We start from the raw sequence: 26,730 nt of genomic DNA, 5'->3' as shown, positions 1-26,730 counted from the left end.
ACAACGGGGATCTGGCCGGCGCCACAACGGCGTTCATTGTGCCCCCTGCGCCGACCCGATCGTGCGCAGGGGTTCCAGCAGCGGGTCGAGGGTCGCGGCTCCAGCCAGGTTGAAGGCGGTTTCGCTGAGGATGTCCGCTGCCACGGGGGAGAGCGCTCGCTCGGTGTTGAGCCGGAATTTGAGGGCCAATTCCTCCGGGGTGAGCGGATTGCCGGGGCCTCCCCGGTTGGATTCGACGCGTTCGGTGAGGGTGCGGCCGTCGTGCAGGCGCGCGGTGAGGACCGCGGGGAACTGCGTGGGAAAGATGTCGTCGCTGCGGAGATCAGGAACGCAGCGCACCCGAGCGGCCAGGTCCAGGCGGTCGGGGTCGCGGGCGGCGGTGTCGGTGAAATCCTCGTGGAACACCCCGAGTCCACCGCCGCCGGTGAGGGCCGCCGCGATCGTATAAGGCCCGGAAAAGGCGGCGTGATAACCGGATTCGGGACGAGACTTCAGTTCCGGTGGATAGCCGATGGTGCGCAATGCCGCCGCGGGTGCGCCCAATTCCAGTTCCGCGATGTCCTCGGGCCGCACACCCTGCGCGCGCAGGCGCAGTGCCGCGTCGATGCCGGCATGGGTGAAGTGATTGCAGGGGTAGGGCTTGAAGCACACGTCGGGTAGCCGCCACCGGTCGCCGAGCCCGTCGACCAGTGCGCCGGGATCGGCCTGATCGCCGCAGAAGGCGTGCAGCAGACCGAATCTGCCCTCGAAGACCGTCGGGGGGCCGGTGAGCCCGGCGCGTGCCAGCCCCGCCGCGGCCACCGCGGCATGTGCCGCCCATCCACAGTGCACGCGCTTGACGGTGCCACCGGTGCGATTGGCCTCCAGCAGACCCGAGCCCATACTCGCCGCGATCGCCATGGCATGGGCGATGCCGTCCGCCTCGAGACCGGACAGCATCGCCGCGGCCGCCGCACCCCCGACGGCGCCGCAGATGGCGGTCGCATGCAATCCGCGTTCGAAGAACACCGAATTGCGCAGCGTCGCATCGTATCCGGCCATTCCGGCTCGCACCGTGATCTCGATTCCCACGGCCACCGCGTCGAGCAGGGCGGCTCCGCTCGCGTCGCGGGATTCGGCGACCGCGAGCGCCGCGGGTACCACCGACGCCGACGGATGCAGCACCGACGGCAGGTGGGTGTCGTCGAAATCCAGAGCGTGCGCGAGCGTGCCACCCAGCAGTGCGGCGCTGGGCGCCGGATATCCGCCCTCCAGTCCGAGCGCGGTCGCACCGGTGTGGCCACCCCACTCGGTGATCACCGCGCGCACCGCCACCGCGGGCGGGGTGTCCAACGCCGCAATGCTGTTACCGAGCACATCCAGCACTCGGCGCGACGTATCGGCGCGCAATTCGGCTCCGACTCCGGTGACTCGCGCGGCCGCGGCGAAGTCGGCGAGCCGGGCGAGAATCGTCTGTTCGGTCATCGGCTCACCGCCGCGAGCGGGCGCACCGGTGATCCGGTGCCGCCGACAATGCGCAACGGTGCCGCCAAGAAGACGAATTCCGGAAGCTTCTCGGCGGCAAGCTCTTCCAGGGCCAGATGCTCCATGATGTAGATCCCCGACTCCACCAGCAGCACCCGGTGTACCGGCAGCACCCTGTGCCCCGCGCCCGGCCGGACGCATTCGTAGGCGGTGGTGTCGCAGCCGGTGGCCACCACCCCGCGGCCCGCCAGCCAGCGCGCCGCCTCGACCCCCACGCCCGGCACACCGGTGGCCGCACCGAGGTAGGCGTCGCCTTCATCGAACAATCGCGACCATCCCGTCCGGATCAGCGCGACGTCGCCCGGCTGCGGTTCCGATCCGGTCGCCTTCGCCGCCCGCCGCAGATCCTCGACCGTGATCTCGTACCCGCCCGGCAGCGTCGGCACCCCGTGCAGGGCAGCCACGTCGAGCAGCACCCCGCGCCGCAGCAGTCCCGGCAGGTTCTCCGCCCCGAGTTCGTGGAAGAGGCCGCCGCGCTGTGCCCGTGCGGCATCCACCCCGCCGTGCAGCAACCCGTCGTGGCTGACGTGGCTGAGCGCATCGATATGCGTGCCGACATGCCCACCGGTGACGATGATCTCGTTGGCGGCCGAACCACCGTCGGGGCGCGTCATGTCACCGTGGCGGCGGATGAGGGTCATGCGGAAACCGGGGTGATTCGGTGAACACGGCATCCCGGTGAAGAACGGCTGCCCCAATTCGATCAGTCGCACTCCGCCGGAGACCGCCGCCGTCAACGGATCCCGCGCGCTCATCGGATCACCCCCGCTGTACGCAGCCGGGCCAGGTGCGCCTCCCCGACCCCGTAGGAGCCCAGGACCTCCTCGGTATGTGCCCCCAGCGGGGGGCCGGTCCAGCGGATGCGGCCAGGGGTGTCGGAGAGCCGGAACAGCACGTTCTGCATCCGCAGCGCACCGAGTTCCGGATCATCGAGGGTGATGATCGATTCCAGCGCGCGGAACTGCGGGTCGGCGAGGATGTCGGCGGCGGTGTAGATCGGGGCGACCGCCGCCTCGGCCTTCTCGAACGCGCGCACCACCTCATCGGTGTCGCGGTGGGAAATCCATTCCCCGACAGCGGCATCCAGCTCGTCGGCGTGCGCGGCGCGGCCGGTGCCGGTGGCGAACCACGGCTGCTCGATGTAGTCGGGCCGTTCGACCAGGCGCATCACTCGTTCGGCGATCGATTGCGCGCTGGTCGACACCGCGACCCAGCCACCGTCGGCGGTGCGATAGGTATTGCGTGGCGCGTTGTTGGTGGAACGGTTGCCGGTGCGCGGCGCGATCTCCCCGAGCTGATCGTAGGCGAGGATGTGCGGGCCGAGCAGGGTGAGGATCGGCTCGATGATGGCCAGATCGATCTGCTGGCCGCGACCGTCGCGATCGCGGGCCCGCAGTGCGGACATGATCGCGAAAGACGCGGCGAGAGCGGCGATCCCATCGGCCAAGCCGAAGGGCGGCAGCGTGGGTGGGCCGTCGGGTTCGCCGGTCATCGCCGCGAAACCGCTCATCGCCTCCGCCAGGGTGCCGAATCCGGGCCGGCGAGCATACGGCCCCACCTGCCCGAACCCGGTCACCCGCGCCAGGACGAGACCCGGATTGTGTTCCCGCAGTGCGGAATAGCCCAATCCCCACCGTTCCAGGGTGCCGGGCCGGAAGTTCTCGATCACCACGTCGGCGTCGGAGGCCATCCGCCGGAACAACTCCTGCCCCTCGGCCGACCCGAGATACAAGGTCACCGACTTCTTTCCGCGCCCCAGCATCTTCCACCACAGACCGACACCGTCGCGCTGCGCGCCGTGCCCGCGCACCGGATCGCCATCCGGATGTTCGATCTTGATCACCTCGGCGCCGAAGTCGGCGAGCAGCGTCGCCGCGAGCGGGCCCGCGAACAGCGTCGCCGCATCGATGACCCGGATTCCCGACAGTGGTCCCGCCATGACTGAACTCCTCATCGACCAAACGTTTCTCAGAGCGAAACATGCGCAAGCCGCCGTACCGATTGACTACCTGCGAATAGTACTGCGATGATCGCTTCGTTGGTAAGAGTGTTTCGCAGGACGAAACTGGAGAAGGTTGTGGCGGAGATCGAGCTGCTGATCCGGAATGCCCGCGTGGTTCACCCCGATGGCGACGCGGAGGTGCCGGAGCCCGTGGATATCGCCGTCGCCGGGGGAGTGGTCCGCCATATCGCCCGCGACATCGCGGCCGGGCCGGCGACCGAAGTCGTCGATGCCCGCGGGCTGCTGGCGTTTCCGGGGGTGGTCGACGCGCATCAGCACTGGGGCATCTATTCCGACCTGGCCGCGGACACCGAATCGGAGAGCCGGGCGTGTGCGCAGGGCGGGGTGACGACGTCGTTGAGCTATCTGCGCACCGGCCGTTACTATCTCAACCGCGGCGGCCCCTACCGCGACTTCGTCCCCGAGGCGCTCGACCGCATGTCCGGACGCTCGTATGTCGATTTCGGTGTCCACCTGGCGCCGATGACCCGGGAGCACATCGGCGAAATCCCCACGCTGGTAGAGGATTTCGGTATCACGTCGTTCAAGATCTTCATGTTCTACGGTGGTCACGGCTTGCACGGACGCTCCGGCGACCAATCCGAATTCCTGATGATCGGCCCGGACGAACGCTACGACCTGGCGCATTTCGAATTCGTCATGCGCGGGCTCGCCGAGGCCCGGGAACGCTACGGCGATGTCCTCACGCTGTCGCTGCACTGCGAAACCGCCGAAATCATGGCCGCCTACACCGAACTCGTCGAACGCGAGGGCACGCTCAGCGGGCTGCGTGCCTACAGCGCCTCCCGCCCGCCCCATTCGGAAGGACTGGCCATCACGATGGCCGCCTACCTCGCCCACGAAACCGGTTTCCCCAATATCAACCTGCTGCATCTGTCATCGGCGAAAGCGGTGGATGCCGCGTTGCGGATGGCGAAGGCGTTTCCGCACATCGACTTTCGGCGCGAGGTGACCATCGGGCATCTGCTCGCCGACGTCGATACCGCAGACGGTATCGGTGGCAAGGTGAATCCGCCCCTGCGCGAACGTCGCGACGTCGAGGCGCTGTGGCAGCATCTGCTGGCCGGCGATATCGACTGGGTGGTCAGCGATCACGCCTGCTGCCGCGACGAACAGAAGTTCGCCACCGACCGCGCCGACGTCTTCGGCGCCAAATCCGGATTCGGCGGTGCCGAGTACCTCCTGCCCGGCCTGGTGAGCGAGGGAACCAAACGCGGATTGCCCCTGGCCCGGGTCGCGGCCCTCACTGCCACCGAACCCGCCCGTCGCTACGGCCTCACGCGCAAGGGGCGCATCGCACCCGGCTACGACGCCGACGTCGCCCTCGTCGACCTCGGCGCCCGCTGGACCGTCCACGCCGAATCCTCCGAATCAGCCCAGGAATATACGCCTTTCGAAGGATTCGACATGTCTGCCCGCGTCACCGACGTTTTCCTGCGCGGTCGGCGAATACTGCGTGACGGAGCAGTCTGCGGACCGCCGCGCGGTGAGTACCTGCGTCGCGCGGCCCTACCGTGATATCTGCTCGACATTCGCCGATGAATTTCGGGCGCGCACGACGTCTGTCCCGTTATGAGGAGACTGAGCTACGGGATCAGCATGTCCCTGGACGGTTACATCAACGACCGCGACGGCAGCATCGACTGGTCCCATCCGGACGACGAGCTGCACCAGTTCCACAACGACCGGTATCGGGACATCGAGATGTCGCTGCACGGTCGTCGCCTGTACGAGCTGATGGCCGACTACTGGCCGCATGTGCCCGAGGACGCGCCGCCGATCCAGCGTGAATTCGGCAGATTGTGGACGGAGAAGCCGAAGGTCGTCTTCTCGCGGACACTGACCGAGGTGCACTGGAACAGCACGCTGGTCAGCGAGAACGCCGTGGAGGAGGTGCGCAGGCTCAAGGCCGAGGGCGACGGCGTCATGGAGGTCGACGGCGCGAGTCTCGCGGCCTCGCTGATTCCGCACGGGCTCATCGACGAGTATCGAGTGTTCGTCCTGCCCGTGGTGCTCGGCGGCGGTACACCGATGTTTCCCCTGCTGGACAAGCGTATTCCGCTCCGGTTGGCGGAGACGAGGCATTTCGACACGGCGGTGATGCTGCGCTACGTCCTCGACTGAGGTCGGGTCCGGTTCGAGGGCGTCGCCATTGTGCACGTGCTCCGACTCGGGCACAGTTCGGTGCGGCGGTGACGGGGTCGTCCACCGCCGGTTGCTGATCGTTCGAGGCTCGGGTAGCGGAAAGCAGGCGATGCGGTGGGTGTGTACGTGGTGACCGGGGCGGCGTCCGGAATGGGACGGGCCGCGGCGGAGAAGTTGCGCGAGCGGGGCCATACGGTGGTCGGGGTCGATCTGCGGGACGTACAGGTGGTCGCGGATCTGTCGACTCCGGCCGGGCGCCGCACCGCGATCGACGGTGTGCTCGCACAGGTGGACGGGCATCTCGACGGTGCGATCCTGGCCGCGGGAGTGGGGCCGGCGCCCGGTGCGGACCGGCCGCGGGTGATCTTCGAGGTGAACTATCGCGGCGTCGTCGACCTGCTCGACGGCTGGCGCTCGGCGCTGGCGCGCGCGGACGAGGCGAAAGTCGTTGTGTTCGGCAGCAATTCGACGACCACCACGCCGCTGGTGCCGCGCCGGGCGATTCGAGCGCTGCTGGCCGGTGACACCGAGAAGGCGCTGCGAGCGTTGCGGATCTTCGGCAGAAACGCGCCGTCGATCGCGTACGGGACGTCGAAGATCGCGGTGAGTCACTGGGTGCGCCGCCAGGCGACGACCGCGCAGTGGGCCGGGGCGGGGATCCGGCTCAACGCCCTGGCGCCCGGCGCGGTGCTGACGCCGCTGCTGGAGAAGCAGCTCGCGACTGAGGCCGAGGCCAAGAATATCGAGCGGTTCCCGGTTCCGATCGGCGGATTCGGCGATCCGGGCGACCTGGCCGAGTGGGCGGTGTTCATGCTGTCGCCGGCGGCGCGTTTCCTGTGCGGCAGTATCGTTTTCGTCGACGGCGGCAGCGACGCCTACTTCCGTGCCGGCGATTGGCCGCGCGCTGTCCCGCTGCGCAAGCTGCCCGGGTATCTGTGGCGATTCTTCGGCTCGGGACCGCGCTGAACGCTTCGGCCCTCAGACCGCGGCGAGTTCGTGTCGCAGTACCTCGCTCGCGGCGCGTTCCCCCGAGCGAACCGCTCCGTCGACCCACCCGCACATCACGGCCGAGCTCTCGGTTCCGGCCCAGTGGATCCGTCCGCACGGTTCGCGCAGCGCACGGCCGAACCCGGTGAGCACCCCGGTCGGGAGGTGACTGAGCATTCCGCCGCCGGAATAGCGTTCGGCACTCCAGTCCTGCTCGACGTAGTCGACCGGGGAACCGGCTCTGTTCCCGAACCGGGCGACCAGTTCACGCACGATCGCGGTCCTGCGTTCGGTGGCGTCGAGCCGGCCGATCCGTCGTGCGGTGGGCCCCTCCGTGATGACGCACAGCACTCCGGGGCGCGCGGTATCGGTGCAGGCGTCGATGGTGACGGTGGCCGGTGACCCCGGCGCGGCCGACTGACCGGACAATCCGTCGTACCGCCAGAACGGCTCGTCGTAGACGACGGAGGTTTTGATGATCGAGCCACTCGGCACGCGCTGATGCAGCAACGAGCGATCGACCGGCAGCATCGGCTCGTACCGGATCTGCCCGGCGACCGCGAGCGGGACGGCGACGATCGCCCGAGGAGCGCGCAGCGTCGACGCTCCGGCGTGCACGGTCACCCCGGACTCGTCCTGCTCGATGCCGTGCACCGGATGTGACAGGTGAATGGAGTCGCCGACCTGGTCGGCCATCGCACCGTAGATCGCGCCCATGCCGCCCACGGGCCGCGAGTCCTGGGCGCCGCCGCGGACGCTGAACATGAAGTTCGGCCCGCCCCCGGACGCCATCTGATACAGCGCGAACAGCATGGACACTTCCGAGGCGGCGGAGGTATAGCTGCCCGCGATGGCGGTCTCGAGCAGATCGTGGGCGGTCTTCGACCGGATGCGAGTCAGCCATTGCGCCACCGTGATCCGATCCCATTTCTCGGCCTTGCGGGCATCCCACGGCGCGTCGAGCGGGATCGACTTGCACAGGTAGGCGAGCTCGGCGAAGCCGGCGCCGAGGTTGATGGCGGCCCACGGACTCATCGTCCACGGGATCGTGCCGGTGTAGCGGTACTGCTCGCCGTCGACGACCATCATCGCCTCGCCGTCGGTGTACTGCCGGTAGCTCCCGATCCCGAATTCGGCCATCAGGGCACGGATGCGGTCCTGTCCGGGCCCGATCCAGGCGCCGCCGCGGTCGATCCAGCAGCCGTCCGTGCGCACCTCGGTGAACGTGCGCCCGCCGAGCCGGTCGCGTGCTTCGAGCAGCGCCACCGATCGACCCGCTTGCTCGAGTCGCAGTGCTGCGGTCAACCCGGCGAATCCGCCACCGATCACGCAACAGTCCACGTCTGTCATCGAGAGCCGCCTTCGTGTCGACGTTCTCCGGGCCACTGTCGGGCCGCGGCACCGCTCGCATCCACGATTTCGCCGCTACGAACCACTTCGGTCGGATCGACATCTCAGGTGGGCAATTTTATAGCAAACACCGATGGTGGCGGACCGGAAATCCGGTACCTATCGGCCGGTCGAGACGGCCGCCGGCGATCCGTCGCGGGGAACGAACGCGACGCGCCTGCCCGAGATCCGTAGCCGCAGACCGGCGGCACGGGCGAGGACGACACCGATCAGCGCCGCCGATGCCGCCGAGACCGCCCCGCACGCGAACAGCCCGAGGCGGGGGCCGAACTCCTCGGTGAGCCATCCCACGATCGGGCCGCCGATAGGGGTGCCGCCGGTGAAGACCATCATGTAGAGCGACATCACCCGCCCCCGCATGGCGGGGTCGGTCTCCAGTTGCACCATCGAGTTGCCGGACGTGTTGAAGGTGAGTCCGAGCAGACCCACCACCGCGAGCAGGACGGTGAACAGCCAGAAGTCCGGTGCGAAGGCGGTGACCGCCTCGAGGACTCCGAAGCCGACCGCGGTGGCCACCAGCATCCGCATTCGAACCCGCCCGCGGCGACTGGCCAGCAGCGCACCCGCGAGCGAACCCACAGCCAGTGCGGTGTTGAGCAATCCGTACTTACCGGCGTCGACATCGAAGACGTGATAGGCGAAGCCCGACAGCACGGTGGGGAAGTTGTAGCCGAAGGTGCCGATGAAGCCCACCATGACGATCGGCCAGAGCAGTTGCGGATGTGCGCTCACATAGCGGAGACCGTCGCGCAGTTGGCCTTTCCGGCGGGGCAGGCGCGGCACCGGTGTCAGCTCGGACGGTCGCATGGCCAGCAGACCGGCGATGACGGCGGCGAAGGAGCAGGCGTTGATCGCGAAGGCCCAGCCGGACCCTACGGCGGCGATCAACGCTCCGGCGACCGCTGGCCCGACCAGTCGCGCGGCCTGGAAATTCGCGGAGTTCAGGCTGACGGCATTGCGCAGTCGCTGCCGGCCGACGATCTCCGGGACGAACGACTGACGGGTCGGGTTGTCGACCACGGTCACCATGCCCAGCAGCAGCGCCAGCAGGTAGACGTGCCACACCTCGACCGTGCCGGTCAGTGTCAGGACCGCGAGTACCGCGGCGAGCACGCCCATGGTGGCCTGGGTGAGCACCAGCAGCCCCCGCTTGGGAAAGCGGTCGGCGATGACGCCGCCGTAGAGACCGAACAGCAGCATCGGCAGGAACTGCATGGCGGTGGTGATGCCGACGGCGAACGAGCTACCGGTGAGGCCGAGCACCAGCCAGTCCTGCGCGATCCGCTGCATCCACGTGCCGGTATTCGAAACCACCTGACCCGCGAAGTAGTAGCGGTAGTTCGGGACGGTGAGGGAGGCGAACATCCCGCCCGTGCGTTCCGGCGGTGCCGGGGCGGGCAGATCGGGCGGAAGCGAATCGGGGGTGGTGGTCTGGTAGTCGTCGGTGCGGATCGCGGTCACAACGGCCTTTCCTGCGTTCAGCTCCTTGTTCGGTGAGAGCAGCGTTGGTTGCTGCGGATGGGCCGGGGGTGAATGCGTCGTGACGCCGGGTGGGGCCCCGATCGGCCGAACGGGTCACGACCGCCGATCCACGTTGCTTAGCCTATCTAATCAATTATACGGCACGGGGTCCCGCTACCGGCCGGCGATTTCTGTGCGGTTGGCGACACGATCCGTGCTCCACAATCAGAGTTCGCTGCGGCTCGAGGCGCGCTTGCTGTTCGAACCGGGTGTGATGGTCGCCAGCGTGCCCTATCAGTTGCGCTCCTCGCGAAACCGCAAGCCGCCCACCGTCACACCGAGCCCCGGGCAGATCCGCCGCGGAATCGTCGCCCCCTGATTCGTGACCTCCGTCGCGATCAGCGATCGGCGCGGGCGGTGACGGCGTCGACATCGACGAGCAGATGGCGTGGCCCCCGGAAGATCTGGCTGCGCCGATACGGTGGCGGATCGACCACCAGTCGTGGGGTCGCCACGCGGCGCAGGAAGATCTCCAGCGCGAGATTGACTTCCAGTCGGGCCAGCGGGCCGCCCGGACAGGTGTGAATGCCACTGCCCCAACCGAAATGCTCGTTGTCGGAACGCTGGAGGTCGAATCGGTTCGGGTCGGCGAATCGGTTCGGGTCGCGGTTGGCGGCGGCGTAGACCAGATGCACCGCGGCCCCTTCCGGGATGACGGTGCCGGCGATCTCGATATCGGCGGTGACGCTGCGGCTGGGGAAGAACTGTACCGCCGCCTGCAACCGCTGGACCTCTTCGATCGCGCGGGGGATCAGCTCCGGTCGATCGCGTACCTGCTCATAGGAGCCGGGGTTGCGCAGGAGCGTCATCACACAGTTGGCGATGGTGTTGACCGTCGAGTCGTGGCCGGCGATCAACAGCAGCACCGCATTGGCCAATACCTCCTCGGCCGGCATCGGGCCGTCGGGGCCGTCGTCGTGCAGTAGTCGCGACAGCAAACCCGGCTCGGGCTCGTGCTGGAGCTGTTCGATCAGGTCCGCCAGATATCGCGTGAGGGCGTCCCGGCCGGCGTGGGCCTTGCCGGCGCGAATTCTGCCGTCTTCGGTATCCGCATCCGGCCCCAGATCGGTGCCGGTGAGCATGTCGTAGATCCAGGCGTGGAACCGGGGCTCGTCCGCGAGCGGGATGCCGAGGATCGTGGAGATCACCGTCACCGGCACCGGATAGGCGTACTCGTCGACCACGTCCAGCCGCGTCTTGCCGCTTGCCTCGAAGTCGTCGAGCAGCTTGTCGCACAACCGGACGATGACGGGTTCCATGCCGGGGATGACGTGCGGGGAGTGCGGTGGGCCGAAGTGTCGCATCACCTGCCGGCGGGCCCGATCGTGTGCGGGAGGATCCGAGGCGATGATGCTTTGCGGGCGAGTGCGCGGCGGCGGTGTGCTCGCCGCGCCGGTGCCCGCCAGCGGATTGCCCAGCGGGCTGCGGCTGATATCGGAGCTGACCCGGGGGTCGTGCGCCAGGGTCAGCAGTTCCTGATATCCGGTCACCACGTACAGGTTGTCGGCGACACGCGCGACCGGGGTCCGGCGCAGCTGGTCGAAGTACGGGTACGGGTCGGCGCGGTGTTCGTATTTCATCGCCTCGGCCCAGGCGGTCGCCGCGGTCATAATGCCTCCTGGCTCAGTGGAACTCGGCGCCTCGTGAGGTGGGGTCGTGGCCGGTGAGCACCACGTCGGGAATGCCGGTCGGCACGCGCGGGTCGGGAAAGCGCGACGGTATGGGCGCCGGATCTGCGGCTCGGTCGTAGCCCGGCGGTGGCGGCGGAAACGGCGCCGAACGTTCGATCATCGCCGCGTAGTAGGGGAGCCATTTGCCATGGTCGAACGTGACCGCGCCGACGATGCGACCGCGCCGGCCGTAGACGGCGGCGAACCGAAAGTCCTCGGGACAGCCTTGGGTGAACGCGATCTCGTCGCCGAACGAGCAGACCCCCACCCCTTTGATGTTCACCCCGAATTGGGCCGACCAGAACGACGGCAGCGGCAGATGCGGTCGCCGTTCGGTCTCGAGGCTGATCATGTTGTTCGCGGCGACCTGCGCACCGCACACCGCGTTGTCCCAATGCTCCATCGAGATGAACTGATACTCGTACAGCACGTGCGGCTGCCGGGCGACATCCCCGGCCACGAAGATGTTGTCGGTCACCACCCCGTTGATGTCGAAGGCACGACAGCCCGCATCACATCCGACGCCCCAGAAACCGGCGGCCAGCCCGGCACCCTGCAACCATTCGACATTGCGGATCGACCCCAGCGACGCGACCACCACATCGACGTCCAGTGTGGTTCCGTCCGAGAGGCAGGCTCGGCGCACCCGACCCTCGGAGTCACCGTCGAGGGACCGGACGGACACACCGGTGCGCAGGTCGACCCCCGCGCCGCGCTGCATCCGCGCGGCGATATCGCCGATCACCCCGCCGAGCGGGCCGATCAGTGGTCCGCCGCCGCGTTCGGCGACGGTCACCGGCACGCCGCGCTCGCGGCACACCGAGGCCAGTTCCGAGCCGATGAATCCCGAGCCGACGACCAGGACGCGCTTCGGATTCGCATTCAGCGCGGCCTGGAGCCCCGCCGCGTCTTCACGGGTGCGCACCGTGAACACTCCGCGCAGCGCGCCCTCGGCGGGGTTCGGCCACGGCCGGGCACGGACGCCGGTGGCGATGAGCAACCGGTCGTAGGGCACCGTGTCGCCGGTGGCCAGCAGGACCCGCCGGTTCACTCGGTCCAGACCGGTCGCGGCCACTCCCAGCCGCCATTGCGCGTCGACGGCCCGCATCCGCGGAAGTGCGGTGTGATCGGCGCCGACCCACCCCTGCAGGACCTGTTTGGACAGCGGCGGACGGTCGTACGGTTCGTGCGGCTCGTCGCCGATGAGGGTCAGGCTTCCGTGAAAGCCTCTCTCCCGCAACGCTTCCGCCGCGCGCAGTCCGGCCAGCGAGGCGCCCACGATGACGATGCGGCCTTCCGCCCGGAATGTTTCGACCAGGTCCGCCATCAGCGAGGCGGTCCTCATGTCGCGGGCTCCGCCTCGTCGGGAGTGTGGGTTTCCACCAGGATGGCCTGGACCGGACACGACGCCGCCGCGCGCAGGACCCGGCGGCGCTGCTCGTCGTCCGGGTTGGGGTCGTAGGTCAGCGCCTCCTCGCCCAGTAATCGCAGCACTTGCGGTGCCAGCGGAACGCACTGCGCGTATCCCTGACACTTGTTCAGATCGACCACGATGCGCATGCCCTCAGCTCCTCGTCCGAACCCGTGCGGGCACCTCACCAAGGATTCGTAGCGGCCGGGCCGGCGGGTTATCGCCGTCGGCGAGGTGCTGCCGAGCGGGGTGGCGCCGCACGCATATGGTCGCGCACCGGAGACAGCAGATCGGCCAGCGCCGTGGTGTCCTCGCGCGACAACGGCTCGAAGAGTTGCTGGTTGACGACCTCGGTGTGGCCGGGCAGCACCTCGGCGAGCAGCGCCCGGCCGGCATCGGTGATCGTGACCGTGACGCCGCGCTCGTCGTCCGCGGAGGGTGCGCGCGTGACCAGGCCCGCCTTTTCGAGCAGACCTGCCTGATAGGTCAATCCGCTGCGGCTGTAGACGACGCCGTCGGCCAGGTCGGTCATGCGCTCACTGCCGGTGGGGGAGTCGAGGCCGAGTCGCGCCAGCAGCTGGAACTGTACGTAGCTCAGATCGCCGGCGTCTCGCAGCTGTTGCTCGACCGCATGCCGCAGCAGACCGGCCACCTCCATGAGGGCGAAGTACGCGCCCAGTTGGGCGGCGTCCAGAGGCCGCGGGGTGTCGGACATGGCACGACTGTACCACTTGCTTCGATTTCGAAACTCTTGCTTCGAATTCAAAGCACTGCTACCGTTGCGGAGTGCTTCGAGTTCGAAGCACATCACATCGAGAGTGAGGCCCCACGATGAAGGCGATCCGATTTCACGAGTACGGCGATCCCGACGTTCTTCGCTACGAAGACGTCGACCTGCCCGTTCCCGGGCCCGCGCAGGTGCGGGTGCGCGTCGCGGCGACCTCGTTCAACGCCGTCGACGGCAATATTCGCGCGGGGTTCATGCAGGGCCCGATGCCGCTGACCCTGCCGCACATCCCCGGCCTGGATGTCGCGGGAACCGTCGACGCACTCGGCGAGGGCGTGGCGGAGTGGGCGGTCGGTGAGCGGGTCATCGGCTTCCTGCCGTTCACCGACGACGGTGCCGCGGCGGAGTACGTCCTCGTGCCCGCGGAGATTCTGGCGGCGGCGCCGGCGAGTATTCCGCTCGCCGATGCGGCCGCGCTGCCGGTGGTCGGTCTCACCGCGTGGCAGGCGCTGTTCGACCACGCGGAACTGAAGCCCGGCCAGCGGATTCTGATCAGCGGCGCCGGCGGGGCCGTGGGTGGTTATGCGCTACAGCTGGCCAAGGCGGCCGGCGCCTACGTGATCGCCACCGGCAGCCCCCGCAGCCGCGAGCGCGTCGCGGCGCGGGGCGCCGACGAGGTCGTCGACCACACCACCACGGAGGTGGCCGCCGCGGTGACCGAGCCGGTCGACGTGCTGCTCAACCTCGCGCCGATCAGCCCGGCCGAGTACGCGGCGCTGGCCGGACTGGTCCGCGACGGCGGCGTCGTGGTCGGCACCACCGTGTGGATGCCCGCCCCGGCGGACGAGGCACGCGGGGTGCGTGCGGTTGATGTCTACGTCCGTAGCGATGCGCGGCAATTGGCGGAACTCGTTGCGCGCGTGGAGCTTCGCGAGCTGATCGTGGACGTCGACGAGCGTGCGCCGCTGACCGAGCTGGCTTCGGTGCACACCCGGGCGGCCGCAGGGACGCTGCCGGGCAAGGTCGTCGTCGTTGCGGCCACGGACTGATCGCTGCCGGCGGGGTGCCCGGACGCCCCGCTCGCGGAGACCGGACTACTTGCGGGCGACGCCCGCGTAGGCCGACACCTGCGCGTCCATCTTCTTCGGCGGGGCCATGCCGTCGGGGCGCCAGCGGTGGGGCACCTCGATACCCGGCTCGACCAGGTCCATACCGTCGAAGAACCGGGCGAACTCGTCGCGGCTGCGGACCTGGCACGGCAGACCGCTGCGGCGGTAGATCTCGACCACGGTGCCGATCGCCGCCGGATCGAAGTCCGGGGTGACGTGTGTCATCACCAGGTACGAGCCGGGGACGAACCGGTCCATCAACGTCTCGATGATGCCGTAGGCGCCCTGCTCGTCGGGCACGAAGTGCATCAGCGCGTTGAGGCTGACCGCGACCGGCCGGGTCAGGTCCAATGTCTCGTGCAAACCGGGCGCATCGAGAATGTCCTGGGGTGTGGTGACGTCGGCGGAGAGGTAATTGGTGCGTCCCTCCGGGGAACTGATCATCAACGCTCGGGCGTGGACGAGCACGATCGGGTCGTTGTCGACGTAGACCACCCGTGCGTCGGGGGCGACCTCCTGGGCCACCTGATGCAGATTCGGCTCGGTCGGGATACCCGTTCCGATATCGAGGAATTGGCGAATCCCCGCGTGTGCCAGGAATCGTGTCACGCGGTGGATGAAGGCCCTGTTCTGCTGCGCGGCCGTCCGCACTCCGGGCCAGGTCGCCACGACCTTTTCGGCCGCTTCCGCATCCGCGCTGTAGTGGTCCTGGCCGCCGAGGTAGTAGTCGTACATGCGGGCGGTGTGGGGCTGGTTCTGTCGCAGATCGACAGGGGCGCCGGAGTCCACGGTCGCAGTCCTTTCCGAGACGAAGTGGCCCTGGCGAAATGCGGTGCGCCGGGTCGAACGTGTTGCGGGCAACGGGAATCGGCAACCCGGCCGATTCCCGCACGCCGGGTGAGTCTACCGGGCACCCTCGGCACAGACCTTGGTTCTTTGACGATCTTGCTCGGGCACGCACGGCGGCGAGGAAAACGCCTGGCCGGCGCGGGCGTGGTAAGCATGTCGAGTGAGTGTGCGTGAGAAGAACAACGTGGTAGTCGTCGGATCGGCGGACAGGCCGACGGTGCTGCTCGCGCACGGGTTCGGCTGTGACCAGAACATGTGGCGCCTCGTCACTCCGATTCTGGCGCGGCGTTTCCGAGTGGTGCTGTTCGATCATGTCGGCTCGGGCCGCTCGGACGTCTCGGCGTGGTCGGCCGAGCGGTACGGCGACCTGCACGCGTATGCCGAGGACATCGTCGATATCTGTGCCGAGCTGAAGCTGCGGGACGTGGTGCTGGTCGGCCATTCGGTGGCGGCGACGATCGCGGTGCTGGCGGCGAATCGGGCGCCGGAGTGGTTCGCGAAGCTGGTGCTGGTGACGCCGTCACCGCGGTATATCGACGAGGGTGACTACCGTGGCGGATTCAGCCACGCCGACATCGAGGAATTGCTCGACGCGCTCGAGGCCAACTATCTGGGCTGGTCGGCATCCATGGCTCCGGTGATCATGGGCAATCCGGACCGGCCCGAATTGGGTGCCGAGCTGACGGAGAGTTTCTGCCGCATGGATCCCGACATCGCTCGGGTTTTCGCGCGCGCGACCTTTCTGTCCGACAATCGCGCCGACCTGCGGCAGGTGAGTGTGCCGACGCTGATACTGGAAACCGCGCAGGATCCGATCGCCCCGCGCGAGGTGGGCCGATTCGTCCGCGACCAGATCGCGGGAAGTGAACTGGTCACTCTCGACGCCACCGGGCACTGCCCACAACTGAGCGCCCCCGAACTCACCGCCTCCGCCATCGAAGCGTTCGCAGACCAGTCCTCGATGAGCCGCTGATGATGTGCCCGCAGGGTGAGGCGGACCATCGCGACGGCGAGCGGTCGCCGAACGCCGACCCTGTGTTCTCGGCGATGCTGGAAGACAGCGCCGAGGACCTCTACGACCACGCACCCTGCGGCTACCTGTCCACCCTCATGGACGGCACGATCGCGAAAATCAACAGCACCCTGGTGGGCTGGCTGGGCTACGAGCAATCCGAGCTGATCGGGCGCCGCACCTTCACCGATCTTCTCGCGGTGGGCGCGCGCATCTACTACGAGACCCATATGGCGCCGATGCTGGCCATGCACGGTCAAGTCAACGGCCTCGCGCTCGATCTGCGGTGCGCCGACGGAACCAGGCTGCCGGTGCTGGTGACATCGGTGGTGAAATGCGGTTCCGACGGCACCGCGCAACTGATCCGCACCACGATCTTCGATGCCCGCGAACGCCGCGCCTACGAGCAGGAACTCCTGCGCGCTCGCCAGGCCGCCGAGCGGGAACGCGAACGGGCCCTCACCCTGGCCGCGACCTTGCAGCGCAGCCTGTTGCCGTCCGAACTGCCGGCGGTGCCGGGAATGCAGGTCGCCGCCTACTACCATCCGGCATCCGTCGACGAGGTCGGCGGCGACTTCTACGACATGTTTCCGCTCACACCCGACACCTGGGGTTTCTTCCTCGGCGACGTCTGCGGTAAGGGCGCCGAGGCCGCGGTGATGACGTCCTCGGCGCGGTATACGATGCGCGCCGCGGCGGTCTACGCCCCGGACCCGCAGGCTGTGCTGGCACATCTCAATACGGTGCTGTGCCGCGAATTCCACACCGGCACACCACGTTTCTGCACCGTGGTCTACGGCTCCATGCGGCCGACCCCCACCGGCGCCACGCTCACCCTGGCCGCCGGCGGACATCCACCCCCGGTGGTGATCCGCGCGGACGGCACCACCGAGGTGATCGAGACGCCGGGCGGCATGCTGGTCGGGGCGCTTCCCGAGGCCGTATTCGCCGCCCGTGCAGTGCATCTCGGTCCCGGCGACACGGTCCTGCTCTACAGTGACGGCCTCACCGAGGCTCGCGTCCGTGGCCGCGAGCGCCTCGGCGAGGAACGGCTCTACGAGTTCATCGACACCCTCGGCCCGGTCGCCGCGCCCGCTCTGGTCACCGCGCTGACCGGGATGCTCGCCGGGTTCGATGGCGTCGACGACGACACCGCGCTGCTCGCCTTCGGCGTCCCACCGACTCGGTCGGCGTAGACGTAATCCGTTGAGGCATACCAGTTTCGGCGCAGCGGTCTCGGCTACTTGCCGCTGAAGACCGGGAACTTGCCGGCGTCGCCGTAATCCCGGAACTGTTCCATGTTCCGCAGCGTGTGCATGTCGTCGTCGGAGATCACGAAATCGACCTGAGCGTTGCTTCGCATATGTTCCGGATTCGCCGTTTTCGGCAGCGGGAGAGTGCCGAGCTGCAGCGTGTAGCGGATGCACAGCTGGGGTACGGTCACTCCGTAGCGGTCCGCCATCGCGGCGATGTCCTGGTTGTTCAGTATCTCCCCGTGGGCGATGGGGGAGTAGGCCTGCACGAGGATGTCCTTGCTCTCGCAGTAGGCGATGAGGTCTGCCGGGGTGTTTCCGACGTGGACGAGCAGTTGATTCACCTGGGGTGCGACGGTGCAGGCCGCGAGGATGTTGTCGAGGTCGTGCTGTTCGAAGTTGGAGACGCCGATGGAGCGGAGCTTGCCCGCCCGATACGCGTCTTCGAGCGCGCGCCACGCCTCCCGATTGCCGTCCGCGTAGTCTCCGCCGCGGAAATCGGCCCAGGGTTGCGGACTGTGGATCAGCATGAGGTCGATGTGGTCGAGCCCCATCGTGGCGAGGGAACCATCGATGGCGGCGGCCGCGTCGGCGTAGTTCTTGATCTCCGCCGCCAGTTTGCTGGACACGAACAGCTCGTCTCGCGCGACGCCGCTGGTGCGGATCCCTTCGCCGACGCCCCGTTCGTTCCCGTACGCCTGCGCGGTGTCGATGTTGCGGTATCCGATGCCGACGGCATCGACCACCGCCCGGGCGGCCTTGTCGTCGTCGATGAACCAGGTGCCCAGGCCCAGCTTGGGCGTCCGCACCCCGTTGGACAGCGTGTACGTCTCGTTCAGAACCATCGATTCCACTCCTTCGGTCGTCGGATCGGTTGCGGGATAGTGGTTTTCATTCCTCGAAGACCTTTTTCGCAACGGTCATGGCGCTCATCGCGTTGGGCCAGCCGGTGTAGAAGGCCAGATGAGTGATCGCTTCTTTGAGTTCGGCCTCGGTGACGCCGTTGCGGCGGGCGTAGTCGAGGTGGAAGATCAGCTGTTCGGACTTGCCCATCGCGGTCAGCGCGGCGACGGTGATCAGGCTGCGATCACGTGTCGACAGACCCTCGCGTTCCCATACCTCGTCGAACAGGACCTTATCGGTGTAGTGGGCCAGGCCGGGCGCGAAATCGCCGAATGCGCGTTGTCCGCCGGTCCAGCCGGTGCTGTATTCCTCGGGCATTGCGGTGTCCTTTCGTCGGGGTCGAATTCGGGCGTGTGGGCCGGTGGACCGGGCGGGCGGGTTCGCGGACCGATCCGTACCGGTGGCCGGGGTCTGGTTGCGGGTGATCGACACGGTCACGCATCCAGGAAACCGCTGTCTTCGCGCGGGTGGGAGGTCGCGTCAGAGGGGGTGGAAATTCAACCTCCCATCCCGGTGGGCGCCTCGTACCGTGGATTGCGTGGACAACCGCACCGAGATCAGAGATTTCCTGGCAACCCGCCGGGCCAAGATCACTCCCGAGCAGGTGGGTCTTCCCGCGGGCGGTCGGCGGCGGGTCCCCGGGCTGCGGCGTGAAGAGGTCGCAGTCCTGGCCGGGGTCAGTACCGACTGGTACATCCGTCTCGAAAAGGGACACATTCGCGGGGTGTCCGACGACGTTCTCGATGCGGTGGCTCGGGCGCTGCGGCTCACCGAAGCCGAACGCGAACACCTGTTCAACCTCGCTCGCACGGCCAGACCCGCGCGCACGCCGCGTCGGCGCGCCAAGGCTCAGGTCCCGCCCAGCGTGCAGCGGGTGCTCGACTCGATGGTCGGTGCCGCCGCCTTCGTGCGTAACGGCCGCCTCGATATCGTGGCGAGCAACCGGCTCGGCCGAGCCCTTTACGCGCCGGTGCTCGACAACCCGGCCCACCGCGCCAACATCGCCCGCTTCGATTTCCTCGACCGCCGCGCCGGCGACTACTACCCCGACCACGACGGCGCCCTGGGGATCGCGGTCGCGCTGCTGCGCGCCGAGACCGGACGCAATCCGCACGATCCCGATCTCACCGAACTCATCGGCGAACTGGCAACGCGCAGTGAGGCTTTCCGCACCCGATGGGCCACGCACGACGTGCGGATCCACCGCGGCGGGATCAAGACGTTCAACCATCCCGTCGTCGGTCGTCTCGAACTGTCCTATGACTCCATGGAACTCGTCGCGGCGCCGGGGCTGGTGCTGACCGCCTACACCCCGGAACCCGCCACGTCGTCCGCCGATGCCCTCGCCCTGCTCGCCGCCTGGGCCGCGACCCAGGACGCCCCGGCGCCGACGGATCCGTCGGGCCACCACATCTGAGCCGTGACGCCCTCAGCCGTACGCCGATTCGACCTAAGGAGCCGACCGTGGAACTGATCGATCCCGCCCCCACCTCCAAAGCGCCCGCATCGCTGTTCACCGGCGATGTCTACGTCAACCCCATCAAGACGAAGGCCGAGCCCTCACGGCTCATCGCGAGCACCGTGCGCTTCACTCCCGGGGCACGCACCCATTGGCACTCCCACGCGCTCGGCCAAACGCTGTTCTGCACCGACGGTGCCGGACTGGTGGTCGATCGGAAGGGCACCGTCATCCGGCTCACCCCGGGCGACACGGTATGGACGCCGCCCGGTGAGGAGCACTGGCACGGCGCCGGCGTCGACTGCATGATGTGTCACATCGCCATGCTGGAGGGCACCGCGGACGGCGACGGCACCACCTGGCTCGAGCCCGTCACCGACGAGGAATACGCCCGGGCCGACAAAGCCTGACGGCGGACCCGGGACCGCGCGGCACAGGGCGGCACGCGGTGAACGGCTCCGCAATTGGATGCAACCTGTTCTAATCGGGGTGTCCGGGCCGGAACCCGGACCGTATCGACGTCGAGCGGAGTGAGATCGTGCCCCTAGCTCTGACCGCGGATCAGGCGGCGCTGGCGCAGGCCGTCAGCGGATTCGCCGACCGCCACCACACCCGTGAATACACCCGCAAGCACACCGATCGGCTCGCCGCCGGAGAACTGCCCACCTTCTGGGCGGACCTGGTCGCGCTGGGACTGCCCGGTGTACATCTGCCGGAGGAGGTGGGCGGGCAGGGCGGAACGCTCGACGAGATGGCGGTGGTGCTCGCCGAATCCGGACGGGCGCTGCTACCCGGCCCGTTACTGCCTTCGGTGATCACGAGCGCCATCGTCGCGTCGGCGGAACCGGTTGCGGCGGTGCGTGATACGTTGCGGCGTTTCGCCGAGGGCGGGACCGGCGCGACGGTGGACGCGGGGCACGGGGTGCGGTTCGGCGATGGCGGCGCGAGCGGTGAGACCGGCCCGGTGCTCGGCGCCGCCGCGGCCGACGTGCTGCTGGTGGCCGCGGCCGACGGCGACCGCACCCGCTGGTTGCTGGTGGAACGAGACGCCCAGGGCGTGCAGATCGAGGCGTGTGCCGGATCGGATCTGGGCCGCGACCTCGCCGTCGTCCGCTTGCGCGAGGTCGCCGGAATCGAACTCGCCGGCATCGACACCGGCTATGCCGAGGCGGTCGCCACCGCGTTCATGGCCGCCGAAGCCGCCGGAGTGATCCGCTGGTGTTCGGACACGGCCACCGAATACATCAAGGCGCGCAAGCAGTTCGGTCGTCCCGTCGGTTCCTTTCAGGCCGTGCAGCACCGTGCCGCGCAACTGCTGATCACCAGTGAGCTCGCCACCTCGGCGGCCTGGGACGCGGTGCGCGGTCTCGCCGACGAACCGGCGCAGCGCACGCACGCCGCGGCCGGCGCCGCGCTCACCACCCTCGGCAATGCCGTGCACGCGGCCGTGGAATGTCTGTGCCTGCACGGCGCGATCGGTTTCACCTGGGAGCACGATCTGCACCTGTACTGGCGGCGGGCCATGTCCCTGGCCGGGTTCGGCGGCTCCGCGGAGAGCTGGGAACGCCGGCTCGGCGAGGTGGCGCTCGATGGTCCGCGCACGTTCGCGGTGCCGCTGCCGGAGACCGATTCCTCGTTCCGCGCATGGGTGTCGGAGATTCTGGATCGCGCCGCGGCCCTGGACAACCCGACTCCCGGCAAGATCGGTGACCACGACGCCACCAATACCGGTCCTCGCCGCACGCTGCTCGCCGACTCCGGCCTGGTCTCGCCGCCGATGCCGAAACCGTGGGGGATCGAGGCGGGCCCGCTGGAACAGCTGATCCTGCAGGACGAATACGACCGGCACGCAATCGCGCAGCCCTCCATGGGAATCGGCCAGTGGGTGGTGCCGATCGTGCTGCAGCGCGGCACCCCCGAACAGCTCGCCCGGCTGGCCGCGCCGGCACTACGGGGCGAACAGATCTGGTGTCAGCTGATGAGTGAACCGGAAGCGGGTTCGGATGTGGCGTCGCTGAGCCTGCGTGCCACCAGGGACGGCGACGGCTGGCGGCTCAACGGCCAGAAGATCTGGACCACCCTGGCACATCGCTGCGACTGGGGACTGCTGCTGGCCCGCACCGATCCCGAGGCCGAACGTCATCGCGGCCTGACCATGTTCCTGGTCGATATGCACGGTGCGGGGGTGACGGTCCGCCCGATCACCCAGTCCAGCGGTCAGGCCGAATTCAACGAGGTGTTCTTCGACGACGCCTTCGTTCCCGACGACATGGTCCTCGGCGAAGTCGGGCAGGGCTGGGCGTTGACGTTGGAAACCCTTGCCCAGGAACGACTTTTCATCGGCGGAGTCCGCGACCCGGGACACAACTCCCGCATCGTGGGCATCATCGAACGTGCCGAGTTCGCGGGCAGCCGTGAGAACGCCCTGCGGGTGCTGGGCCGGATCAGTGCGCGCGGCGCCGCCATCTCGGCGATGAATCTGCGCGAGACCATTCGGCGCCTCGGCGGTCACGGAATCGGCCCGGCCACCAGTATGTCCAAGGCCGCGGCCTCGATGTTGCACACCGACGCCGCGGCCGCCGCTCTCGAACTCATCGGCCCCGCCGCGGCGCTGAACGAGAAGGACTGTGAGGTGGTCTTCCACGAACTCGACATCCCGAGCTGGGTGATCGGCGGCGGGACCCTGGAAATCCAGCTCAATACCATCGCCACCCTGGTCATGGGTTTGCCGCGGAAATAGCGCGGGACCGTCGCGCCGCCGGAACCGCGTTGCCCGCAGCCGTATCGAACTGCGGGACAACGGGTTTCAGTTGCGGACGAAGGTGATCGGCAGCCCGTCCTTCGGGTAGGGCAGCGAGTGATAATCCAGGGGCGGGACGTAGGCGGGGTCCACCCGCCAGTGGTAGTCGCGCAGCAGGCGGTGCATGATCGACTTCACTTCCACTCCGCCGAAATGCATGCCGATACATTTGTGCGCGCCACCGCCGAAGGGCTCCCACGCGAAGCGATGCGATTTGTCCTCGCGGCGTTCGGGGCCGAAGCGGTCGGGATCGAAGGTGTGCGGGTCGGTCCAGTACTGCGGCATCAGGTGGGTGAACTGGATTCCGATGACGACATCGGTGCCGGCCGGAATCCGAACCCCTTGGATCACAGTGTCTTTCACCGCGTAGCGGACCAGGACCGGGACCGGGGCGCGCAGTCGCAGCGCCTCGCGCATCACCAGATCGATGGACTCCAGCCGCTCGAGTTCGGCCATCGACGGTGCCGGGCCCAGCGCCGATGCCTCACTGCGGCATCGCTCCTGCCATTGCGGATGCTGTCCCAGATACTGCAGGATCGTGGAGGTGGTGATGGTGGAGGTGTCGTGGGCGGCCATCATCAGGAAGATCATGTGGTTGACCACGTCGTCGTCGCTGAAGCGGGCGCCGTCCTCGTCTTCGATGTGGCACAGCACCGAGAAGATGTCGTCGGTCTGTTCGGCGCGTTTCGCGGGCAGATAGTGGCGCAGAAAGTCTTCGAGGACTTTTCGGCCGCGATAGGCCTTGCCCCAGCGGGTGAACGGCACGTTGCCGCGTACGATTCCGGCCGCGGCCTGCACGCATGCGATGAACGCCTTGTTGATCCGGTCCATCTCTGCCGGTGTGGTGTCCGCGGCGCCGCCCATGAACAGATCGGCGGCGATATCGAGGGTGAGTTGCTTGAGTTTCCAGTAGGCGGGGAAGGATTCGCTCTCGTCCCAGTGCGCGACACCCTGTTCGATCGCCGGATGCAGCCGCTCGGTATAGGCCTGCAGGCGAGGACGGGTGAACGCCTGCTGCATGATCCGCCGATGCCGCTTGTGCTCGTCGAAGTCGATCAGCATGAGCCCGCCGTGGAAGAACGGGCCGACCAGTCGCGACCAGGCGGGCTCGTTGGCCAGCGCCCCGTCCTTGTTCAGCAGCGCTTCCCCGCAGGCGTCGGGACCGAGCAGCAGGGCCGCGGTCCGGCCGAGCGAATACATCGGGGCGACGGACCCGTAGTGATCCCATTCCCGCTGGAACAGTGCCAGCGGGTCCTGGGCGTATTGCAGCAGTTGCCCGAGCACCGGGTAGCCGCGATCCTCGCGCCGCTGGGTCGGGAGAGGCCTGGTCTCCAGGGCGTCAGCCGTCATCGCACACCTCGTCTCTGTGATGCCGCTCACGTCACAGCCTGATTCAGGAAGGGCGTCCTGTCAACCTTGACCGTGAAGTCGCTGTGGCATGCTGGGGCCATGGCCGTGCAATCAGGGGTCTATCGCGGAGCGACCGCCGCCGAACGGGCCACCGAACGCCGGTCGCGTCTGCTGGACGCGGGTCTCACGGTGTGGGCCGACGCCGGAACCCGGACGACGATGACCGCGGTCTGCGCCGAAGCCGGACTCAGCGAGCGCTACTTCTACGAGAGTTTCACCGGACTCGACGCCCTGCTCGAATCCGTCCTGAACCAGATCGCCGTCGAAATCGAGGACAACAGCCGCAGCGCCGCCGAAGCCGCCGGAGACGATCCGGAAGCGCGCATGCGGGCATCGATCGGCGCGTTCGTGCGGCTGCTGGTCGAGGATCCGCGCAAGGGCCGGGTCGCGATCGTCGAATCGGTGGCATTTCCGCACTTGCGCAGGCGCCGTACGGAATTGCTGCGGCACCTGGCGCACGAGTCGGCCCTCGAAGTACGAACGTGGCTCGGCGATTCCGGCCGCAGCCGGACCGCCGACGAAACCTCCGGTCTGCTGTTCATCGGCGGTATGGCCGAACTGGTCACCGCGTGGCTCGACGGCGCCATCGAGGTGAGTGCCGAGGAGATGGTCGAGGCCGCGTGCCGGGCACTGCGCGGTCTCTATCGCTGAATGCCGGTGGTGAGAATGGTCGCGAGTTCGCGGTAGGCGTCGGCGTCGTCGAGGCCGGTTTCGGCGCGGACGCCGCCCTGCTGGATGCGCACCATCATGGTCGCGGCGAGGTCGGCGGCGAAAGCGGCGTGGACTTCCCGGAATTCGCCGGCGGCGACGCCGTCGTCGACGAGTTCGTGGACTCGTCTCGCGGCGAGGCGGGTGTTCTGCTCGTATACCTCTCGGGCCGGTGCGAAGGCGTCCAGGTCGGTCATGAACTGCTGGGATGCGGCGCCGAGGACGGTTCCGACAGCCGACAGGTAGGCGATGATGCGTTCCCGGGCCCCGGTGGTGGTGGCGATGCGCTGCTCGACATCGTCGGTGGCGCGCCGGAAGAAGTGCACGGTGGCGGCACGGACCAGCTGTTCTTTACTGCCGGCCAGCGTGTAGAGCGTGCTCTTGGAACACCGCAGCCGCGAGGCGATCTCGTCGAGGGTCAGATGCGCGAAGCCCTCGGTCAGGAAGAGGTCGACCAGCGCGTCGAACAGTTCGGTACGCCGCCGTGTGCCGAAACCGCCACGAGTCGTCTGCGTCATGCCTGAATAGTACTCAAACGAGTCTTGCAGTACTGTCCGCCGGACAGTACTCTGGCCGATAACCGAGTACTGCCATGCGTGGCCGAGAGGGAGGATGCCGTGGCTGTCGATCGATTGCTGCCCACCGACGAGGCGCACGAGCTGATCCAGCTCACCCGTGACATCGCGGACAAGGCGCTCGCGCCGATCGTCGATGAGCACGAGCGGTCGGAGTCGTATCCGAGCGGTGTGTTCGCCACGCTCGGCGAGGCGGGGTTGCTGAGTCTGCCGTATCCGCAGGAGTGGGGCGGTGGCGGTCAGCCCTACGAGGTGTATCTGCAGGTGCTCGAGGAGATCGCGGCGCGCTGGGCGGCGGTCGCGGTCGCGGTGAGCGTGCACAGCCTCGCGTGTCATCCGCTGATGATGTTCGGGACCGAGGAACAGCAACGCCGGTGGCTGCCGGAGATGCTGGGCGGCACGACAATCGGTGCCTACAGCCTGTCCGAGCCGCAAGCCGGATCGGACGCGGCGGCGGTGGCGTGCAAGGCCGTGCCCGCCGACGGCGGGTATCGGCTCAACGGCACCAAGGCATGGATCACCCACGGTGGTGTAGCCGATTTCTACAACGTCTTCGCGCGGACCGGTGAAGGGTCGCGCGGGATTTCGTGTTTCCTGGTGCCGAAGGACCTCGAGGGGCTGAGTTTCGGCAAGCCCGAGGAAAAGATGGGCCTGCACGCGGTGCCGACGACCACCGCGCATTACGACGACGCGTTCCTGCCCGCGCAGCGGCGGATCGGCGCCGAGGGGCAAGGTCTGCAGATCGCTTTGAGCGCATTGGATTCCGGGCGCCTCGGGATCGCCGCGGTGGCAACGGGTCTGGCGCAGGCCGCCCTCGACGAGGCGGTCGGTTACGCCAAGGAGCGCAGCGCCTTCGGTAAGAAGATCATCGATCATCAGGGCCTGGGTTTCCTGCTCGCCGATATGGCCGCCGCCGTCGACTCGGCCCGGGCCACCTACCTCGACACCGCGCGGCGTCGCGATGCCGGATTGCCCTATTCGCGGCAGGCCTCGGTCGCCAAGCTGGTGGCCACCGATGCCGCGATGAAGGTGACCACCGATGCGGTGCAGGTCTTCGGCGGCTACGGCTACACCCGGGACTTCCGCGTCGAGCGGTACATGCGGGAAGCCAAGATCACCCAGATCTTCGAGGGCACCAACCAGATTCAGCGTCTGGTGATCAGCCGCTCGCTCGCGAAGTAGTCTCGCCGGGGGACGCGGCCGACCCCTTGCGCGGCGCCTTCACCACGCGGCG

At 68.1% G+C, this 26,730-nt stretch carries 26 protein-coding genes; 12 read left to right on the top strand and 14 right to left on the bottom strand.

Features of this window, described 5'->3' with window-relative positions:
* Positions 1–33 precede the first annotated feature (33 nt).
* From NK1_RS24700 to NK1_RS24690, 3 genes are read right to left on the bottom strand one after another with little or no spacing between them, the layout of a single operon-like run.
* Entirely contained in the window at positions 34–1,464 is a 1,431-nt protein-coding gene (locus tag NK1_RS24700; RefSeq protein WP_063012389.1) for an MmgE/PrpD family protein, read from the bottom strand.
* Positions 1,461–2,279, bottom strand: a complete 819-nt coding sequence (locus tag NK1_RS24695; protein WP_063012387.1) for a cyclase family protein — start codon at positions 2,277–2,279, stop codon at positions 1,461–1,463. Before NK1_RS24695 ends, NK1_RS24700 begins: the two co-directional genes overlap by 4 nt.
* The gene (locus NK1_RS24690; RefSeq protein ID WP_063012385.1) at positions 2,276–3,463 is read right to left on the bottom strand and encodes a CaiB/BaiF CoA transferase family protein; all 1,188 of its coding nucleotides are present in this window, start codon (positions 3,461–3,463) and stop codon (positions 2,276–2,278) included. The genes NK1_RS24695 and NK1_RS24690 overlap by 4 nt, the downstream gene beginning before the upstream one ends.
* A gap of 138 nt (positions 3,464–3,601) precedes the next feature.
* Here NK1_RS24690 and NK1_RS24685 point away from each other — a divergent pair, with 138 nt between their 5' ends.
* From NK1_RS24685 to NK1_RS24675, 3 genes are all read left to right on the top strand, one after another.
* A complete protein-coding gene (locus tag NK1_RS24685; protein ID WP_063012384.1) occupies positions 3,602–5,065 on the top strand; it encodes a dihydroorotase in 1,464 nt (487 codons plus the stop codon).
* 54 nt (positions 5,066–5,119) lie between these two features.
* On the top strand, positions 5,120–5,671 hold the full coding sequence (locus NK1_RS24680; RefSeq protein ID WP_063012382.1) for a dihydrofolate reductase family protein: 552 nt from the start codon (positions 5,120–5,122) through the stop codon (positions 5,669–5,671).
* Positions 5,672–5,806: 135 nt separating this feature from the next.
* Positions 5,807–6,658, top strand: coding sequence for an SDR family oxidoreductase (locus tag NK1_RS24675; protein ID WP_063012380.1), 852 nt, complete (start codon positions 5,807–5,809; stop codon positions 6,656–6,658).
* A 12-nt stretch (positions 6,659–6,670) separates the two neighbouring features.
* Here the strand turns inward: NK1_RS24675 and NK1_RS24670 are convergent, their stop codons facing one another.
* A complete protein-coding gene (locus tag NK1_RS24670; RefSeq protein ID WP_063012378.1) occupies positions 6,671–8,029 on the bottom strand; it encodes a flavin monoamine oxidase family protein in 1,359 nt (452 codons plus the stop codon).
* 159 nt (positions 8,030–8,188) lie between these two features.
* Positions 8,189–9,550 (bottom strand): MFS transporter, encoded by a 1,362-nt coding sequence (locus NK1_RS24665; RefSeq protein WP_245660788.1) that lies wholly within the window; start codon positions 9,548–9,550, stop codon positions 8,189–8,191.
* Between NK1_RS24665 and NK1_RS36390 the strand changes: the two genes are divergently transcribed.
* Positions 9,534–9,929, top strand: coding sequence for a hypothetical protein (locus tag NK1_RS36390; protein WP_501193604.1), 396 nt, complete (start codon positions 9,534–9,536; stop codon positions 9,927–9,929). The two genes, NK1_RS24665 and NK1_RS36390, sit on opposite strands and share 17 nt — an antisense overlap.
* Positions 9,930–9,948: 19 nt before the next feature.
* On the opposite strand, the gene NK1_RS24660 is transcribed toward NK1_RS36390, so the two are convergent.
* From NK1_RS24660 to NK1_RS24645, 4 genes are all read right to left on the bottom strand, one after another.
* Positions 9,949–11,220 carry a cytochrome P450 gene (locus tag NK1_RS24660; RefSeq protein WP_063012377.1) on the bottom strand — a complete coding sequence of 424 codons (1,272 nt, stop codon included), beginning with the start codon at positions 11,218–11,220 and terminating at the stop codon, positions 9,949–9,951.
* Positions 11,221–11,233: 13 nt separating this feature from the next.
* Positions 11,234–12,625: an NAD(P)/FAD-dependent oxidoreductase gene (locus NK1_RS24655; protein ID WP_063012376.1), complete on the bottom strand. Its 1,392-nt coding sequence runs from the start codon at positions 12,623–12,625 to the stop codon at positions 11,234–11,236.
* Positions 12,622–12,840, bottom strand: a complete 219-nt coding sequence (locus NK1_RS24650; protein WP_063012375.1) for a ferredoxin — start codon at positions 12,838–12,840, stop codon at positions 12,622–12,624. Before NK1_RS24650 ends, NK1_RS24655 begins: the two co-directional genes overlap by 4 nt.
* A 68-nt stretch (positions 12,841–12,908) precedes the next feature.
* Positions 12,909–13,406, bottom strand: a complete 498-nt coding sequence (locus NK1_RS24645; protein WP_062998272.1) for a MarR family winged helix-turn-helix transcriptional regulator — start codon at positions 13,404–13,406, stop codon at positions 12,909–12,911.
* A gap of 116 nt (positions 13,407–13,522) precedes the next feature.
* Here NK1_RS24645 and NK1_RS24640 point away from each other — a divergent pair, with 116 nt between their 5' ends.
* Positions 13,523–14,467, top strand: coding sequence for an NADP-dependent oxidoreductase (locus NK1_RS24640; protein ID WP_063012373.1), 945 nt, complete (start codon positions 13,523–13,525; stop codon positions 14,465–14,467).
* 45 nt (positions 14,468–14,512) lie between these two features.
* Here the strand turns inward: NK1_RS24640 and NK1_RS24635 are convergent, their stop codons facing one another.
* The gene (locus tag NK1_RS24635; protein WP_063012371.1) at positions 14,513–15,316 is read right to left on the bottom strand and encodes an SAM-dependent methyltransferase; all 804 of its coding nucleotides are present in this window, start codon (positions 15,314–15,316) and stop codon (positions 14,513–14,515) included.
* A gap of 220 nt (positions 15,317–15,536) precedes the next feature.
* On the opposite strand from NK1_RS24635, the gene NK1_RS24630 reads away from it, so the two are divergent.
* Positions 15,537–16,349 (top strand): alpha/beta fold hydrolase, encoded by an 813-nt coding sequence (locus NK1_RS24630; protein WP_063012369.1) that lies wholly within the window; start codon positions 15,537–15,539, stop codon positions 16,347–16,349.
* A 2-nt stretch (positions 16,350–16,351) separates the two neighbouring features.
* Positions 16,352–17,584 carry a PP2C family protein-serine/threonine phosphatase gene (locus NK1_RS24625; protein WP_218023173.1) on the top strand — a complete coding sequence of 411 codons (1,233 nt, stop codon included), beginning with the start codon at positions 16,352–16,354 and terminating at the stop codon, positions 17,582–17,584.
* A gap of 44 nt (positions 17,585–17,628) precedes the next feature.
* Here the strand turns inward: NK1_RS24625 and NK1_RS24620 are convergent, their stop codons facing one another.
* Positions 17,629–18,486 (bottom strand): aldo/keto reductase, encoded by an 858-nt coding sequence (locus tag NK1_RS24620; protein WP_063012483.1) that lies wholly within the window; start codon positions 18,484–18,486, stop codon positions 17,629–17,631.
* Between the two features lie 46 nt (positions 18,487–18,532).
* Positions 18,533–18,862, bottom strand: a complete 330-nt coding sequence (locus NK1_RS24615) for a carboxymuconolactone decarboxylase family protein (protein WP_063012367.1) — start codon at positions 18,860–18,862, stop codon at positions 18,533–18,535.
* A 220-nt stretch (positions 18,863–19,082) separates the two neighbouring features.
* Here NK1_RS24615 and NK1_RS24610 point away from each other — a divergent pair, with 220 nt between their 5' ends.
* The 3 genes from NK1_RS24610 (at position 19,083) to NK1_RS24600 (ending at position 22,743) form a co-directional block, all read left to right on the top strand.
* Complete coding sequence (locus tag NK1_RS24610; RefSeq protein WP_063012365.1) at positions 19,083–19,961, top strand: helix-turn-helix transcriptional regulator; 879 nt, start codon at positions 19,083–19,085, stop codon at positions 19,959–19,961.
* A gap of 47 nt (positions 19,962–20,008) precedes the next feature.
* Positions 20,009–20,413: a (R)-mandelonitrile lyase gene (locus tag NK1_RS24605; protein WP_063012363.1), complete on the top strand. Its 405-nt coding sequence runs from the start codon at positions 20,009–20,011 to the stop codon at positions 20,411–20,413.
* Positions 20,414–20,541: 128 nt separating this feature from the next.
* Positions 20,542–22,743, top strand: a complete 2,202-nt coding sequence (locus tag NK1_RS24600; protein WP_063906102.1) for an acyl-CoA dehydrogenase family protein — start codon at positions 20,542–20,544, stop codon at positions 22,741–22,743.
* 66 nt (positions 22,744–22,809) lie between these two features.
* Here the strand turns inward: NK1_RS24600 and NK1_RS24595 are convergent, their stop codons facing one another.
* Positions 22,810–24,153, bottom strand: coding sequence for a cytochrome P450 (locus NK1_RS24595; RefSeq protein ID WP_063012359.1), 1,344 nt, complete (start codon positions 24,151–24,153; stop codon positions 22,810–22,812).
* A 99-nt stretch (positions 24,154–24,252) separates the two neighbouring features.
* On the opposite strand from NK1_RS24595, the gene NK1_RS24590 reads away from it, so the two are divergent.
* A complete protein-coding gene (locus tag NK1_RS24590; RefSeq protein WP_063012357.1) occupies positions 24,253–24,864 on the top strand; it encodes a TetR/AcrR family transcriptional regulator in 612 nt (203 codons plus the stop codon).
* On the opposite strand, the gene NK1_RS24585 is transcribed toward NK1_RS24590, so the two are convergent.
* On the bottom strand, positions 24,855–25,439 hold the full coding sequence (locus tag NK1_RS24585) for a TetR/AcrR family transcriptional regulator (RefSeq protein ID WP_063012355.1): 585 nt from the start codon (positions 25,437–25,439) through the stop codon (positions 24,855–24,857). The genes NK1_RS24590 and NK1_RS24585 overlap by 10 nt on opposite strands.
* A gap of 99 nt (positions 25,440–25,538) precedes the next feature.
* On the opposite strand from NK1_RS24585, the gene NK1_RS24580 reads away from it, so the two are divergent.
* Positions 25,539–26,678 carry an acyl-CoA dehydrogenase family protein gene (locus NK1_RS24580; RefSeq protein ID WP_063012481.1) on the top strand — a complete coding sequence of 380 codons (1,140 nt, stop codon included), beginning with the start codon at positions 25,539–25,541 and terminating at the stop codon, positions 26,676–26,678.
* Positions 26,679–26,730: the final 52 nt, after the last annotated feature.

It is taken from the genome of Nocardia kruczakiae NBRC 101016 (genome assembly GCF_001612965.1).
Taxonomy (GTDB): Bacteria; Actinomycetota; Actinomycetes; order Mycobacteriales; family Mycobacteriaceae; genus Nocardia; species Nocardia kruczakiae.
Note: the sequence above shows the minus strand (reverse complement) of the source record. Positions and strands in the feature narration are given on the sequence as shown.

What these genes read in the sequence shown, in the direction of transcription:
- NK1_RS24625 (WP_218023173.1), top strand. Translation starts at nt 16,352, where the DNA reads ATGTGCCCGCAGGGTGAGGCGGACCATCGCGACGGCGAGCGGTCGCCG.
- NK1_RS24585 (WP_063012355.1), bottom strand. Translation starts at nt 25,439, where the DNA reads ATGACGCAGACGACTCGTGGCGGTTTCGGCACACGGCGGCGTACCGAA.
- NK1_RS24645 (WP_062998272.1), bottom strand. Translation starts at nt 13,406, where the DNA reads ATGTCCGACACCCCGCGGCCTCTGGACGCCGCCCAACTGGGCGCGTAC.
- NK1_RS24615 (WP_063012367.1), bottom strand. Translation starts at nt 18,862, where the DNA reads ATGCCCGAGGAATACAGCACCGGCTGGACCGGCGGACAACGCGCATTC.
- NK1_RS24595 (WP_063012359.1), bottom strand. Translation starts at nt 24,153, where the DNA reads ATGACGGCTGACGCCCTGGAGACCAGGCCTCTCCCGACCCAGCGGCGC.
- NK1_RS24650 (WP_063012375.1), bottom strand. Translation starts at nt 12,840, where the DNA reads ATGCGCATCGTGGTCGATCTGAACAAGTGTCAGGGATACGCGCAGTGC.
- NK1_RS24655 (WP_063012376.1), bottom strand. Translation starts at nt 12,625, where the DNA reads ATGAGGACCGCCTCGCTGATGGCGGACCTGGTCGAAACATTCCGGGCG.
- NK1_RS24590 (WP_063012357.1), top strand. Translation starts at nt 24,253, where the DNA reads ATGGCCGTGCAATCAGGGGTCTATCGCGGAGCGACCGCCGCCGAACGG.
- NK1_RS24640 (WP_063012373.1), top strand. Translation starts at nt 13,523, where the DNA reads ATGAAGGCGATCCGATTTCACGAGTACGGCGATCCCGACGTTCTTCGC.
- NK1_RS24670 (WP_063012378.1), bottom strand. Translation starts at nt 8,029, where the DNA reads ATGACAGACGTGGACTGTTGCGTGATCGGTGGCGGATTCGCCGGGTTG.
- NK1_RS24695 (WP_063012387.1), bottom strand. Translation starts at nt 2,279, where the DNA reads ATGAGCGCGCGGGATCCGTTGACGGCGGCGGTCTCCGGCGGAGTGCGA.
- NK1_RS24690 (WP_063012385.1), bottom strand. Translation starts at nt 3,463, where the DNA reads ATGGCGGGACCACTGTCGGGAATCCGGGTCATCGATGCGGCGACGCTG.
- NK1_RS24680 (WP_063012382.1), top strand. Translation starts at nt 5,120, where the DNA reads ATGAGGAGACTGAGCTACGGGATCAGCATGTCCCTGGACGGTTACATC.
- NK1_RS24660 (WP_063012377.1), bottom strand. Translation starts at nt 11,220, where the DNA reads ATGACCGCGGCGACCGCCTGGGCCGAGGCGATGAAATACGAACACCGC.
- NK1_RS24620 (WP_063012483.1), bottom strand. Translation starts at nt 18,486, where the DNA reads ATGGTTCTGAACGAGACGTACACGCTGTCCAACGGGGTGCGGACGCCC.
- NK1_RS24700 (WP_063012389.1), bottom strand. Translation starts at nt 1,464, where the DNA reads ATGACCGAACAGACGATTCTCGCCCGGCTCGCCGACTTCGCCGCGGCC.